The organism is Floridaenema flaviceps BLCC-F50, assembly GCF_041929275.2.
Lineage (GTDB): Bacteria > Cyanobacteriota > Cyanobacteriia > Cyanobacteriales > Aerosakkonemataceae > Floridanema > Floridanema flaviceps.
In genome coordinates, this window is sequence record NZ_JBHFNR020000002.1 from 234,253 (window position 1) to 247,078 (window position 12,826).

The 12,826-nt window shown below is 42.1% G+C and carries 12 protein-coding genes and 1 pseudogene; 3 read left to right on the top strand and 10 right to left on the bottom strand.

The genetic code is table 11. From position 1 onward, the window contains the following. Positions 1–104: 104 nt before the first annotated feature. The 9 genes and pseudogenes from ACE1CI_RS20825 to ACE1CI_RS20865 form a co-directional block, all read right to left on the bottom strand. The gene (locus ACE1CI_RS20825) at positions 105–461 is read right to left on the bottom strand and encodes an element excision factor XisI family protein (protein ID WP_496615661.1); all 357 of its coding nucleotides are present in this window, start codon (positions 459–461) and stop codon (positions 105–107) included. A 6-nt stretch (positions 462–467) separates the two neighbouring features. After that, positions 468–1,046 carry a Uma2 family endonuclease gene (locus tag ACE1CI_RS20830; protein WP_413265435.1) on the bottom strand — a complete coding sequence of 193 codons (579 nt, stop codon included), beginning with the start codon at positions 1,044–1,046 and terminating at the stop codon, positions 468–470. A 108-nt stretch (positions 1,047–1,154) separates the two neighbouring features. Then, complete coding sequence (locus ACE1CI_RS20835) at positions 1,155–2,084, bottom strand: LysR family transcriptional regulator (RefSeq protein WP_413265434.1); 930 nt, start codon at positions 2,082–2,084, stop codon at positions 1,155–1,157. Positions 2,085–2,349: 265 nt separating this feature from the next. Beyond that, positions 2,350–3,096 (bottom strand): beta-carboxysome assembly protein CcmO, encoded by a 747-nt coding sequence (gene ccmO / locus ACE1CI_RS20840; RefSeq protein WP_413265433.1) that lies wholly within the window; start codon positions 3,094–3,096, stop codon positions 2,350–2,352. 77 nt (positions 3,097–3,173) lie between these two features. Continuing rightward, positions 3,174–3,884 (bottom strand): beta-carboxysome scaffolding protein CcmN, encoded by a 711-nt coding sequence (gene ccmN / locus ACE1CI_RS20845; protein ID WP_413265432.1) that lies wholly within the window; start codon positions 3,882–3,884, stop codon positions 3,174–3,176. A 119-nt stretch (positions 3,885–4,003) separates the two neighbouring features. Next, a complete protein-coding gene (gene ccmM, locus ACE1CI_RS20850) occupies positions 4,004–5,644 on the bottom strand; it encodes a beta-carboxysome scaffolding protein CcmM (protein WP_413265464.1) in 1,641 nt (546 codons plus the stop codon). Between the two features lie 121 nt (positions 5,645–5,765). Continuing rightward, positions 5,766–6,069, bottom strand: a pseudogene (gene ccmL, locus ACE1CI_RS20855) (beta-carboxysome shell vertex protein CcmL). Between the two features lie 3 nt (positions 6,070–6,072). Then, complete coding sequence (locus tag ACE1CI_RS20860) at positions 6,073–6,414, bottom strand: carbon dioxide-concentrating mechanism protein CcmK (protein WP_413265430.1); 342 nt, start codon at positions 6,412–6,414, stop codon at positions 6,073–6,075. A 122-nt stretch (positions 6,415–6,536) separates the two neighbouring features. Next, positions 6,537–6,845 carry a carbon dioxide-concentrating mechanism protein CcmK gene (locus ACE1CI_RS20865; protein ID WP_073591589.1) on the bottom strand — a complete coding sequence of 103 codons (309 nt, stop codon included), beginning with the start codon at positions 6,843–6,845 and terminating at the stop codon, positions 6,537–6,539. Between the two features lie 288 nt (positions 6,846–7,133). On the opposite strand from ACE1CI_RS20865, the gene ACE1CI_RS20870 reads away from it, so the two are divergent. The 3 genes from ACE1CI_RS20870 to ACE1CI_RS20880 all read left to right on the top strand — a co-directional run bounded on the left by ACE1CI_RS20870 (position 7,134) and on the right by ACE1CI_RS20880 (position 11,952). After that, positions 7,134–9,020 carry an NAD(P)H-quinone oxidoreductase subunit F gene (locus ACE1CI_RS20870; protein ID WP_413265429.1) on the top strand — a complete coding sequence of 629 codons (1,887 nt, stop codon included), beginning with the start codon at positions 7,134–7,136 and terminating at the stop codon, positions 9,018–9,020. 143 nt (positions 9,021–9,163) lie between these two features. Further along, positions 9,164–10,675, top strand: coding sequence for an NADH-quinone oxidoreductase subunit M (locus tag ACE1CI_RS20875; RefSeq protein WP_413265428.1), 1,512 nt, complete (start codon positions 9,164–9,166; stop codon positions 10,673–10,675). Positions 10,676–10,770: 95 nt separating this feature from the next. Beyond that, a complete protein-coding gene (locus tag ACE1CI_RS20880; protein ID WP_413265427.1) occupies positions 10,771–11,952 on the top strand; it encodes a CO2 hydration protein in 1,182 nt (393 codons plus the stop codon). Positions 11,953–11,977: 25 nt separating this feature from the next. Here the strand turns inward: ACE1CI_RS20880 and nagB are convergent, their stop codons facing one another. Beyond that, complete coding sequence (gene nagB / locus ACE1CI_RS20885) at positions 11,978–12,778, bottom strand: glucosamine-6-phosphate deaminase (protein ID WP_496615663.1); 801 nt, start codon at positions 12,776–12,778, stop codon at positions 11,978–11,980. Positions 12,779–12,826: the final 48 nt, after the last annotated feature.

A 12,826-nucleotide genomic window follows, 5' to 3' on the forward strand; every position in this document is an offset into this window, starting at 1 on the left:
AAATCAAGACTCTGTTCTTAGTGTTACATATAAGTGTAGCTAAGAATCTAAGTAAATTATTATTTTTCTTTATTCTAGGCTTTAGCATATAGGCAATACCCAAATTAATAAGTGACAGAAGTACCTGTACCAAAACCTGTATATTCTCTTATTTCCGGTTCATGAAATGCTAAAACAATATCTTGTTTAGGAACACCCATTTCAACCAATCGATTAGCAAATCCTTCTTCCGTACCATCGTGCTGAATCCAGATTTTTCCATCCTTGATATCAATATGCAGAATACAACCAAAATCGCGTTTATTTCCTCGCCAACCAACATATAGTAATTGATAATGATCTTGCTCTGTATCAAAAACAGTTTGTACCTCATATTCTGGTGTGTTTCTTTGCTTTGCAGCACGTTGGGCACGTTCCGAAAGTAGTTGTCGAATATATTGACGGTATTGCTCCACAACCATTGAACCTCACCCCCAAACAACTGCCAAATTCAACACAAAACCAGGCAAAACATTTTCCCCAGACAAGCTAACAGGATTATCTAAAACTTCCTTCTCTCTACCCCGACGATAAATCTCCACTTGTCGATCTTTCCGATTAATTAACCACCCCAACCTTGTACCATTTTCTATATACTCCTGCATCTTATCTCGCAATGGTTGTAAAGCATCACTGGGAGAACGTAATTCAACTACAAAATCAGGTGCAAAAGGTAAAAACTTCTCTTGTTCTTCCGCTGTTAAAGTGTTCCATTTTTCTAAAGTAATCCACGCAGCATCAGGCGATCGATCCGCCCCATTAGGCAACCTATACCCCGTTGAAGAATCAAAAGCAACACCTGTACCATCAACATCAGACCAATTTCCTAATTGCTGGGAAACTTTGAGATTACTTCTTCCCGTTCCTCCGCCAGTTGGGGGCATAATAATTAATTCTCCGATCGCACTACGCTCAAACCTAAAATCTCGATTCGCCTGACAAATTTCGTAAAATTGTTCATCAGTTAGCTTCGCTACTGGCGGAATATGCAAAATTACAGCATTCATCAGCTAACAACCCTTTAATTTGTATAATTTAATATTTAGTCCGCGTAGGCGGACTTTGTTTGTATAGCCCCTGGTTTCAACCTGTGGGAAAAAATGAACAAAAAACCTCTAAACCGTCACCTTTAAAGTCGAAGTTTCGTCCAAAACCTGCTTGCCTTCATTAACTAAATACTCAAAAAATGTCCGCGCCACAACTGACAATTGTTTTCCCGCAGGATACACCACATACCAATGTCTCGCGATCGGAAAACCCTGGACATCTAAAATAGTTAATTGACTAGTTGCACCTTCTAAAGCTAAAGTATGACTCGATAAAACAGATATCCCCAAACCACCAGCAATTGCTTGTTTAATCGCCTCATTACTTCCCAGTTCTAACTTAACTTTTAAACCCAAACCTTCCTTTTCAAACATTTTTTGTACAGCTTGGCGCGTACCAGAACCCGGTTCCCGCATAATAAAAGGTTCATTAGCAATATCAGCTAAAGTAATATTTTTCTGATTAGCTAAATGATGACTTCTCGGTGCCAAAACCACCAAAGGATTTTCTAGAAATGGATGAACTTTCATATCTAGATGATCTGGTGTTTGGCTAAGAATATACAAATCATCTTGATTCTGGGAAAACCTTTCCATCAGAATTTCATGATTAGTCACTTGCAGCGACACATCAATTCCCGGATAACGCTGGCAAAAAGGGCCCAACAAACGTGGTACAACATATTTAGCAGTCGTCACCACCGCTAATCTTAAAAGACCTTGTTTGACTCCCTTCAAATTTGCCACAGTCATTTCAAACTGGGCAATGCGATCGAAAATTTCCCGACAAGTTGCCAGTAACTCTCTCCCCGCCTCCGTCAAATACAAACGCTTACCCACCTGTTCAAATAGCGGTAAACCAACAGCTTTAGACAGCTGTTTTACCTGCATGGAAACAGTAGGTTGAGTCAAAAACAACTCTTCAGCGGCGCGGGTAAAACTCCCGTGACGAGCCGCCGCTTCAAATACTTTTAGCTGATGAAGTGTAGTATGCTTCAAGAGCCACTCTCCTGAAACCGCAAATTATAGATTATAGTCTATCATAATTATTAAAAACAATGACTTTTCATTATGTAAAGTTCCGGCTATGATGAGTTCACCGGCAAGAGCGTAAGACATCTTCCACAAGGCGTTGCACAACATGGACATGAAATATTGGCGGGCTGCCTGAACTTATACTCCCAAGTGCTCGGTTAACACCAAACACTGATAAGTCCTCCCACAAGAATCATGCTTCTGAAGTGCAGCGCTTTTATTTCTTGCCTCATTCAACTTCTTCTGGGACGGGAATAGGTAATTTAGCTAAATCAGGTAATTGAAGTAACTCTTTCTCGGTTTCTTTTACAGCGACGGGTAACATTACAGGTTGAGGTTTTTCGATCCAGCAACTTGCTACTGGCAAAGTTTGTTCCAAATCATCCAGAGGTCGAGGAATCACCATCACAGCGTTTAAATCTCCGATGCGTTCCGCCTCGTACATTCCAGCTTCCACAGCCATAGCCACGTTAGCCACCGTACCCCGGATAATTGCTGTACAAAGCCCTGCACCAATTTTCTCATAAGATGCCAGTTGAACATCAGCAGCTTTCAACATGGCATCACAAGCACCTACCATCGCCGGAAAACCTCTAGTTTCTAGCAACCCAATGGCTTGATTGCTTAAACGGCTGTGACCGTTGGATTGGGATAACTGGGATAAGCGATGACCGATCGGCAACACCACTTCTAAATTAGGTAAAGGTCTAGCAATTACCAATTTAGAGAGTAACTGACCAAACTTTTCCGCAGTCTCAGCCCCAGCTTCCACAGCCAAACGGACATCAGAAATCCTACCTCGGACGATCGCAGTACATTGACCACCACCAATCTTTTCGTAACCTACCAAAGCTACCCCCGCAGATTTGAGCATCATATCCGCGCAGCCCACAATGGCAGGAAAACTGCCAGTTGATACCAGTCCTAAAGCCATATCCCGGAAATCTTCTTGTCCGTTCGCTCCCTGAAATCGCATTTTAACCTCCCTGTAGTTGCTAGTCGTCAGTCGTTAATCCTCAGAAAATTTAAAGACTAACACCTAAAAACTAACAACTATTCAGCCTTCCCGTCCTGATCTGGTGGCTTAAATGATTGATTATGGGGAAAAAGTGTCAACAGTAGCCGATTCAAGTGTAGTTGTCCGTAAACTTGCACTGAGGCATTAGTTGGGATTTCCACTTCCAGCTGAGTTGCTTGCGGTTGAGGTTGAGGTTGAGGTGGGCTAGTAGCTTCGGAAACCTGACCATTATTAGTAGTTTTTTCCGGTTCTAGCGGTTCACTCTCTACACTCAAGTCGTGATTTTCTGGGGTAGGCGTAACAGGTGATTCAGGTTTAGGATCGGTTTTAACTTCAGGAGGTGTTGGCGATTCATCAATCGCCCCTACTTCGATCGTTGTCACATCCACAGTTGAGCGACTTTTATCTCCGATCAAAGAACCGAAAGATATCACTTGCTTAGGCTCGATCGAACTATACAAAACAGTCGTACAAGAACCAACACAAGCATTTGCCCCAATTTTACCCGCACCTACCACCAACACACCCGCACCTAAAACGGCTCCCGTCTCAACTTCCAAACTGCCCTGTTGAGCATGAATAATTGTCCCCATACCGATACAAACACCAGCGGCAATCACAATCCGGCTATTAGGTTCTGCGGCTAGCAAAACACCGGGTCCGATGACTGCACTGGGATCGATCGTTACATCGCCACTTACGTAAGATTGCGGATTACAAAGCGGTTGCAGTGGCGGCGAATACATTAGAAATTTAACCTCTTCAGCTTATATAAAGCAGGGGGGCAGGGGGGCAGAGGGGCAGGGGAGAATTTATTGTCTCCTTGTCCCCTTGTCCCCTTGTCTCCTTGTTCCCAGTCCCCAAATTAGGGCTTTTGGATCACTTGTTCCAACACACGCCGCTTCGCTTTGGAATCAATGCCAATCAAGCGCACGTATTCGCCTTTATGCTCGTTGAGGCAAGCTTCTATTGCTGCGATTACATCCCGTTCGCTATTTGATTGAATGGGGGCGCAACTTTGCCAAGAACTAGTGCGGAAACGCCGCTGATCGGCATATTCCATACCTACACGATGTCCTTGTGCCAGCAGATTTTTTAGTTGTTCAACCACATCCCGACTTAAGCTAGAAGTTGCCACACTGCTAGCTTTAGCAGTTCCACTACCGTTAGAGTAGTTACTGCTAGTAGTTACAGCCTTAGCTGTTTGAGCAGGTGCTTTACCGTTGGGACGTTGAATAATCATTTCCAATACACGGCGCTTGGCTTTTGGATCGATGCCGATTAAGCGGACATATTCTCCAGCGTGACTTTCGATACAGCCTTCCAATGCTGAGACTACTTCAGCTTCTCTGTTGCTGTCGATCGGAGAGCAGCTATGCCAAGAACTTGTACGGAAACGGCGTTCGTCTGCGTGTTCGGTACCAATGCGGTAGCCTTGAGCTAACAGATTACGCACGCGATCGACTACTTCACTACCCAGCCCAGAACTAGAACTTGCTGTATAGCTACTGCTAGGAGCAGCTGACTTAAACGCAGTTGGCTTACTTGCTTGGGGCGCTTTGCCATTAGGACGTTGAATAATTGTTTCTACTACCCGTCGCTTCGCTTTCGGGTCAATCCCAATTAAGCGAACATATTCCCCAGAATACTCATCTAAACTTGATTCTAAAGCGGAAATTACATCCGATTCCCGATTCGCTGTAATTGCCGCACCGCTATTCCAAGAACTGGTACGGAAACGCCGTTCATCAGCGTGCTCGGTGCTAATGCGATAGCCTTGAGCCAGCATTTGACGCACTTGTTCGTGGACATCTGAACTTAAACGCATACTTTTCACCTGACCGTTGCCGTTACTAGATCCTTTACTTGCTTGTGAGTCAACTTGTTCATCCCGTAGATTGGTCAGACAAGCGATATCCGCAGCGCAGCGATATCCCGTCCGCAAAGCTTCGTTGATTCCGACTACGTGATGAGCAAATTCCATATCAGATGCTTGCACGTCTGGCAAGCGATCGGCCTGTTGTTGATTGGTAATCACCGATCCAGAAGGGATATATTTCCCCGGTGGAACTTCCACATCCTGAATCAAAGCGTGCATCATCACAATGCAGCCATGACCCACCCTGGCGTTGAAAATAGTGGAGCGAAAGCCTATAAAACAATCATCTCCCACATAAGCAGGGCCGTGAATCAAAGCCATGTGAGCGATCGAACAATTCTTCCCGATCCACACCGAGTAGCTTTTTTGGTCATCCCCAACCACTCGACCTTGCTCTAAACCATGAATTACCACACCATCTTGAATATTGGTACTGTCTCCAATGTAAAAAGGAGTACCTTCATCTGCCCGGATCGAAGTGTGAGGCGCAATCAAAACATTCGCACCAATGTATACATCCCCAATGATGTTAGAAAAGGAATGTACATAAGCAGTTTCATGTATTTTTGGCTCAGCCAAGCTTCGCGACCAAGGGGTTGGCGGGGCAGCAATGCTGCGGACTACCATAACGGGAATACCTCTGAACTGAAGAACGAACATGATTTGTCATTTGTCATTTGTCATTGGTCATTTGTTCACTCTTTACCAATGACTAATGACTAATGACTAATGACTACCAATAACCGCACTAACGGTCTTGGTCTTTTTTGCTGTAAATCAGGCGATTGTCGATATTTATCGTGTCAATAATCGCCACCACCAAAGCATCGAGTGGGCGAGTCTCATTACCCGAAGCAATGCGGGCAGCACTACCCCCGGTTTACGAGTACCCACTCATCCAGCCCAGCCCCCACAATATCTGCTGCTACCTCGTAGCCCGGAAGTAGCTTGCCTTCCTCATCTACAAATTGCAATAAGAGTAACTTTGCTCCCCGTAGAGAGGGGTCTTTTTGGGTACTGACAACTGTGCCACGAACTTTGGCTATTTGCATTTTCTATGGTCTGTTATATGGGCGAATGCCGCTCACGCTTTCCCGGAACTGTTCTACTGCTTCGGTGTAACGAATCGGTAATACATATTCTAAGTTTTCATGGGGACGGGCAATGATGTGGGTGGATAAAACTTGACCACCATTTACCCGCTTCACTGAGTCAATACCAGCAGCGACAGAAGCTTGCACTTCCGAAACATCGCCTCTAACGATAACTGTTACCCGACCACTACCGATCTTTTCATAACCAACTAGAGTTACACGGGCAGCTTTAACCATCGCGTCTGCTGCTTCTACAACGGCGGGGAAGCCGAGAGTTTCAATCATTCCTACTGCAATTGCCATTGGTTTTATTCCTTAGTTAAATAATCTTTACTTGCAAACAATCTGATTGGTCATTGGTTATTGGTCATTAGTCATTGGTGAAGATTTTTACAAATTACTAATGACAGATGACAAATGACTACTTAAGTTCGGAACTGTTCAACCGCTTCGGTGTAACGAATCGGTAAAACGTACTCCAAGTTTTCGTGGGGACGAGCAATGATGTGAGTGGAAACTACTTCACCTCCATTCACTCGCTTCGCTGCTTCTATACCAGCAGAAACGGAGGCTTGTACTTCCGAAACGTCGCCGCGCACGATTACTGTCACTCTGGCGCTACCGATTTTTTCATAACCTACTAATGTAACACGGGCGGCTTTAACCATAGCATCTGCTGCTTCCACGACAGCCGGAAAGCCTTTAGTTTCAATCATTCCAACAGCAATTGGCATTTCTATCTCCTACCGGATAAGCGTAAGTACTCTTGCTAGGCAGTACTGAGTAATTTTTTGACGGGGGTTGCTATTTTTTTTACAGCTAAAGCAAATATTTTCTTTAGCATTTCCAATATTAAGAATAGAGAAGTATGGTACCCTTGACAATATTAATTAAAATGATATTTATTAATGAGTTATATTAAAAAAACTTAACATTAGCTGGGGAAGAGTACATTTGGGATTTTTCCCCAATAGCTGTGCGGAGTAATGGATAATATTAAAAAATTTAAAGGATTATTTTAGATGACTCAGTTACTCTTAGAAACAAGTTGGTGGGTACCGATATATGGATTGATTGGGTCTGTGTTGACTATACCTTGGTCAACTGGGATGATCCGGCGTACAGGCCCTCGACCAGCTGCTTACTTTAATTTGTTGATGACTGTGCTGGCTTTTGTACATGGCTCGGTGATCTTCAGGCTAACTTGGAATCAGGAACCAGTGGCGATCGTATTTCACTGGTTTCAAGCCGCAGGTCTAGATTTATCCTTTGCCTTGGAAATCTCTTCGGTAACAGTTGGGGCAATGGAGTTAATCACAGGTCTGAGTTTTATGGCTCAGATGTTTGCCTTGGGATATATGGAAAAAGACTGGGCAATGGCGCGTTTCTTTACGCTGATGGGCTTTTTTGAAGCGGCAATGAGTGGGTTAGCCATTAGTAATTCGCTGTTTCTCAGTTATGCTTTGTTGGAAATTCTCACCCTTTCTACCTATTTGCTAGTTGGTTTTTGGTATGCCCAACCTTTGGTGGTGACAGCAGCCAGAGATGCTTTTTTGACTAAGCGGGTGGGAGATGTGCTGCTGCTAATGGGTGTGGTAGTACTGGCAACGATGGCAGGTAGTTTAAATTTCCCTGATTTGTATGATTGGGCGGAAACGGCAAATTTAAATCCTGTGGTGGCTACTTTACTAGGTTTAGCTTTAATTGCAGGCCCTACGGGTAAATGTGCTCAGTTCCCGCTGAATTTGTGGTTGGATGAGGCGATGGAAGGGCCAAATCCAGCTTCGATTTTGCGAAATTCGGTGGTGGTGGCTTGTGGGGCTTATATTCTAATTAAACTTCAGCCTGTGTTGAATGTTTCGCCTGTGGCTTTGAATGCTTTGATTGTGATTGGGGCGGTGACGGCTGTGGGCGCTTCTTTGGTGGCAATGGCGCAAATTGACATTAAGCGGGCTTTGTGTCATTCGACGAGTGCTTATTTGGGTTTGGTGTTTATTGCTGTGGGGACGCAGTGGACTGGTTTTGCTTTGATTTTGTTGTTTGCTCATGCGATCGCTAAAGCTTTATTATTCATGAGCGTTGGTTCCATTGTTCTCACCACTAATGGGCAGAACCTCACCGAAATGGGCGGTTTAGGGCCGAAAATGCCTGCAACGACTACGGCTTTTGTGGTGGGTAGTGCGGGTTTAGTGGGATTATTGCCTTTAGGCGGTTTTTGGGCTTTGCGTTTGGGAATGGATGATTTCTGGACAGAAAGACCATTTTTAGTAGTAGTTGTGTTGTTGGTTAATTGCTTAAGTGCGGTTAATTTAACCCGTGTTTTTCGGTTAGTATTTTTAGGCAAAACTCAAGCAAAAACTCGTCGTGCCCCGGAAGTTCCTTGGCAAATGGCAGTGCCAATGGTTTCTTTGAGTATTGTTACTTTGTTAGTTCCGGTGATGATGCAGCGGTTGTCTCTGCTACCTGGATGGGCTTATGTGAATCAAACTGCTCTTTTACTATTGTGTTTTTCGGGGTTAGTTGGCATAGTTTTGGGAGGAATTATTAATCTGCCAAGAAATTGGTCTAGATCGACTAGATCTCCTTTGCGATTTCTGCAAGATTTTTTGGCTTACGACTTTTACTTGGAGAAAGTGTATCGTTTAAGTGTGGTGTTTGCTGTTAGCCAAATTTCGCGGTTAAGTAATGCGATCGATCGCTATGTAATTGATGGTTTGGTTAACTTAGTTGGTTTAGCCACAATTTTTAGCGGGGAAAGTCTCAAATACAGTATCTCTGGTAAATCTCAATTTTATTTGCTGACTATCTTAGTGGGAGTTAGCTTTTTCGGTTTCTTGATGATTTGGCTGTTCGATCAGGCAACATTTAGAGAAATTTTAGAAAGATTAGTGCTGGCGTTAAATGGATAAACTAGTTATTAGTCATTGGTCATTGGTCATTGGTAACTGAAAAAGTAAGTCAATTGTTAAGTTAAACAACAAATGACTTATGACTTATGACAAATGACTTATGACAAATGACTTATGACCAACTAAGGAGAAAAACAGGATAAATGCTTAGTGCGTTAATTTGGGTGCCGATATTAGGTGCGGCGATTATAGCTTTTTTGCCCGGAAATATCTCAGCGAAATTTACACGCAAAATTAGTTTCGCAATTAGTTTTGCTGCTTTGATTTGGTCGTTATTAATAGCAATTCAGTTTAATCCAGGAAATAATTCTCAGCAGTTTATCGAGTTTTTACCTTGGATTGATAGCTTGGGGCTTAACTACAGTCTGGGTGTTGATGGGTTGTCTTTGCCTTTGCTAGTTCTGAATAGTTTATTGACTTGTTTGGCTATCTACATTACAGATGAAAACATTACTAGATCGAGATTTTATTACTCTCTAGTGTTGTTGTTAAATGCTGGTGTTACAGGGGCTTTCTTGTCTCAAGATTTGCTGCTATTTTTCTTGTTCTATGAGTTAGAACTTGTTCCCCTTTATTTCTTAATTGCGATTTGGGGAGGTGCGCGACGAGGCTATGCAGCAATTAAATTTTTGCTTTATACAACTGTTTCGGGAATTTTATTACTAGCAGCGTTTTTGGGTGTGGTTTGGTTTAGTGGTTCTTCCAGTTTTGCTTACGAACCTTTACGCACTCATCACTTACCGTTAGGCACTCAATTGTTACTTTTGGGAACTATTTTAGTGGCTTTTGGGATTAAAATTCCCCTGGTACCTTTGCATACTTGGCTACCTGATGCCCACGTAGAAGCTTCGACTCCAATTTCTGTATTATTGGCGGGTGTATTGTTGAAGTTGGGAACTTATGGTTTGCTGCGGTTTGGGTTAAGTTTGTTCCCGGAAGCTTGGCAAACTTTAGCGCCTAGTTTAGCTATTTGGGCGGTGGTGAGTGTGCTTTATGGGGCGTTTACGGCGATCGCACAAACTGATATGAAAAAGATGGTAGCTTATAGTTCGATCGCGCACATGGGCTACATTCTTTTAGCTAGCGCCGCTGCTACACCTTTAAGTTTGTTGGGTTGTTTATACCAAATGATTAGTCACGGTTTAATCTCCGCTTTGCTATTTATTGTAGTTGGCGTAGTTTACAAAAAAACCGGAACTCGTGATATTAATTTGCTTTGCGGTTTATTGAACCCAGAAAGAGGTTTACCGATAATTGGAACTTTGATGATTGTTGGGGTAATGGCGAGTGCTGGTATTCCAGGAATGCTAGGTTTTATTTCGGAATTTTTGATTTTCCGAGGTAGTTATGAAGTATTTCCAATTGCAACTTTGCTTTGTATGATTGGAACAGGTTTGACTTCGGTTTACTTCTTACTTTTGGTGAACCGAGTGTTTTTTGGTCGCCTTTCGGAAAAGGTTTTAGACTTACCTCAAGTACAATGGTCTGAAAGAATACCCGCTGCTATTTTGGCAGGAATTATCATAATTTTCGGAATTGTACCAGATTGGTTGGGTCGGTGGACAGAAGCAACGACAACGGCGATGATTAATCCAGAACCTGCGATCGTCAAAATTATTCCTGCGGTCAGTGTTTCTGAAACCAAAATTCCTTAAAATATAAATATTGGGTAGAGGAGTTAAATCATTTTTAAGTTCTCTACTCAATAGCAAATCATAAATAAAATATCTTTAAGATTCAGGAGTTAAACATGAAAACTACCAATTTTAAAACTAAAACTCATCCCTTAAAAGTTTACATCGATCGCTTAAAATCCGGCGATGCTTTATTGGTCGATACACCGGAGAATGTATTGGAAGTTGTAGGGATTCTCAAAAGTTATGGTGTAGTGTTAGATGCTTATCAAAAAAATCTTATTTACATTGCAGACAATCAATTTTTAGAGCTTTTCCCATTTTTTAAATACTTTGATGGCGACATTAATTTACCCAAATTATTGCGTCATTGGTGGCATGACAGAATAAATTTTGAATACGCCGAATATTGCATGAAAACCATGATGTGGCATGGGGGCGGCGGGTTAGATAAATATTTAGATACTCCAGAATTTCAGGAAAGGGCGAGAAAAGCTATTGATGCAAAAATTAAAAGTATTTTGCCGATTCGATTAGTCGATCGCTTATTTCCCGAATTTCTGTTAGAACAAGTGCGCCAACAAGCTTATTACAGCGCTTTGGGGCAATTTTGGAATGTGATGGCAGAGATTTTTCTCACCATGTCCGATCTCTACGATCGAGGTAAAATTACCACCATTCCCGAAGTAGTAGATCACATTTTAAAAGGTTTAGTAGCAGCGGCAAATAAACCAATTACTTACGCGGTTACAATTGATAAACAAGTGTATGAAATTATCCCGAAATCTGTCGGTTTAACCTTCTTGATGGATACAGCTGTTCCCTATGTGGAAGCTGTTTTCTTCCGAGGAACTCCTTTTCCAGGAACGGTTTCTTATAATGCTCAAGCATATCAAATTTCCCCGGATCAAAGTAGGTTTGAATATGGGGCGTTATATGCAGATCCTTTACCCATTGGAGGTGCGGGAATACCACCGACTTTGTTAATGCAAGATATGCGGCATTTTCTTCCAGATTACCTGCATAATGTTTACAAAAAAACTAAGCGTAAAGAAGATGATTTGCGAGTGCAAATTTGTATCAGCTTCCAAAAGTCCATGTTTTGTGTGACAACAGCAGCAATTTTAGGTTTAGCACCTTATCCTTTGGATACAACCGATCCGACAGAACAAAAAGCTAATCAGAAGTATTTAGAAGGTTGGATGGATCGATTTTTAACTTCTCGTTTGATGGTTGCCAATAGCGATCCAAATGCCTCTTTGTACGGTAACAAATCAGAAATTATCGACTCTAAATAGTCCGTTGTGAACACTGAGCGTGTTCCTAATTGAAAGTAGGATTATCTCGTTCTAATTCTTGGAAATATTTAACTGTTTTCACCTTCAATTCCAAAGTTGCATCTTCATCACAAACGATAATGCTTCGAGGATGTAATTGTAAGGCGGAAACAGTCCAAAAATGATTTACTCCTTGTTCTATGGCGTGGTGTAGGGCGATCGCTTTATGATAACCTTGAACTAAAATCATCACTTCAAAAGCATCTAAAATTGTCCCTACGCCTACGGTTAAAGCAGATTTCGGAACTTGGTTAATATCTCGATCGAAAAACCGCGCATTTGCTAACAAAGTGCTGTAAGTCAAAGTTTTTAATCTTGTCCGAGATTCTAAAGAGGAACAGGGTTCATTAAAAGCGATATGTCCATCTTCACCCATGCCACCAATAAATAATTCAATCCCACCATAAACCTTAATTTTATCCTCGTAATTTTGACATTCCACTGCAACATCTTCAGTATTTCCGTTGAGAAGATGAATGTTTTCTCTGGGAATATCAATGTGATTAAAAAAGTTTTGATACATATAATAATGGTAACTTTGGGGATGATCTTCTGCTAACCCGACATATTCATCCATGTTAAAAGTCACCACATTTTTAAAGCTTAAATCTCCTTGGCGGTGAAATTCAATTAACTTTTGGTACATTTTTAAAGGTGTACTTCCTGTAGGTAAACCCAACACGAAGGGTTTATCAGCTGTAGGTTGAAATTTGTTGATGCGTTGTTTCACATAATTTGCTGACCAATTGGCAACACCTTCGGGAGATTCACAAATAACTAATTGCATAATTAAGTACCTAATTACATCTGTGTTTTTACCCAGATCCCCGACTTC

What these genes read in the sequence shown, in the direction of transcription:
- ACE1CI_RS20825 (WP_496615661.1), bottom strand. Translation starts at nt 461, where the DNA reads ATGGTTGTGGAGCAATACCGTCAATATATTCGACAACTACTTTCGGAA.
- ACE1CI_RS20830 (WP_413265435.1), bottom strand. Translation starts at nt 1,046, where the DNA reads ATGAATGCTGTAATTTTGCATATTCCGCCAGTAGCGAAGCTAACTGAT.
- ccmO (WP_413265433.1), bottom strand. Translation starts at nt 3,096, where the DNA reads ATGCGATTTCAGGGAGCGAACGGACAAGAAGATTTCCGGGATATGGCT.
- ccmN (WP_413265432.1), bottom strand. Translation starts at nt 3,884, where the DNA reads ATGTATTCGCCGCCACTGCAACCGCTTTGTAATCCGCAATCTTACGTA.
- ccmM (WP_413265464.1), bottom strand. Translation starts at nt 5,644, where the DNA reads ATGGTAGTCCGCAGCATTGCTGCCCCGCCAACCCCTTGGTCGCGAAGC.
- ACE1CI_RS20860 (WP_413265430.1), bottom strand. Translation starts at nt 6,414, where the DNA reads ATGGCAATTGCAGTAGGAATGATTGAAACTCTCGGCTTCCCCGCCGTT.
- ACE1CI_RS20865 (WP_073591589.1), bottom strand. Translation starts at nt 6,845, where the DNA reads ATGCCAATTGCTGTTGGAATGATTGAAACTAAAGGCTTTCCGGCTGTC.
- ACE1CI_RS20870 (WP_413265429.1), top strand. Translation starts at nt 7,134, where the DNA reads ATGACTCAGTTACTCTTAGAAACAAGTTGGTGGGTACCGATATATGGA.
- ACE1CI_RS20875 (WP_413265428.1), top strand. Translation starts at nt 9,164, where the DNA reads ATGCTTAGTGCGTTAATTTGGGTGCCGATATTAGGTGCGGCGATTATA.
- ACE1CI_RS20880 (WP_413265427.1), top strand. Translation starts at nt 10,771, where the DNA reads ATGAAAACTACCAATTTTAAAACTAAAACTCATCCCTTAAAAGTTTAC.
- nagB (WP_496615663.1), bottom strand. Translation starts at nt 12,778, where the DNA reads ATGCAATTAGTTATTTGTGAATCTCCCGAAGGTGTTGCCAATTGGTCA.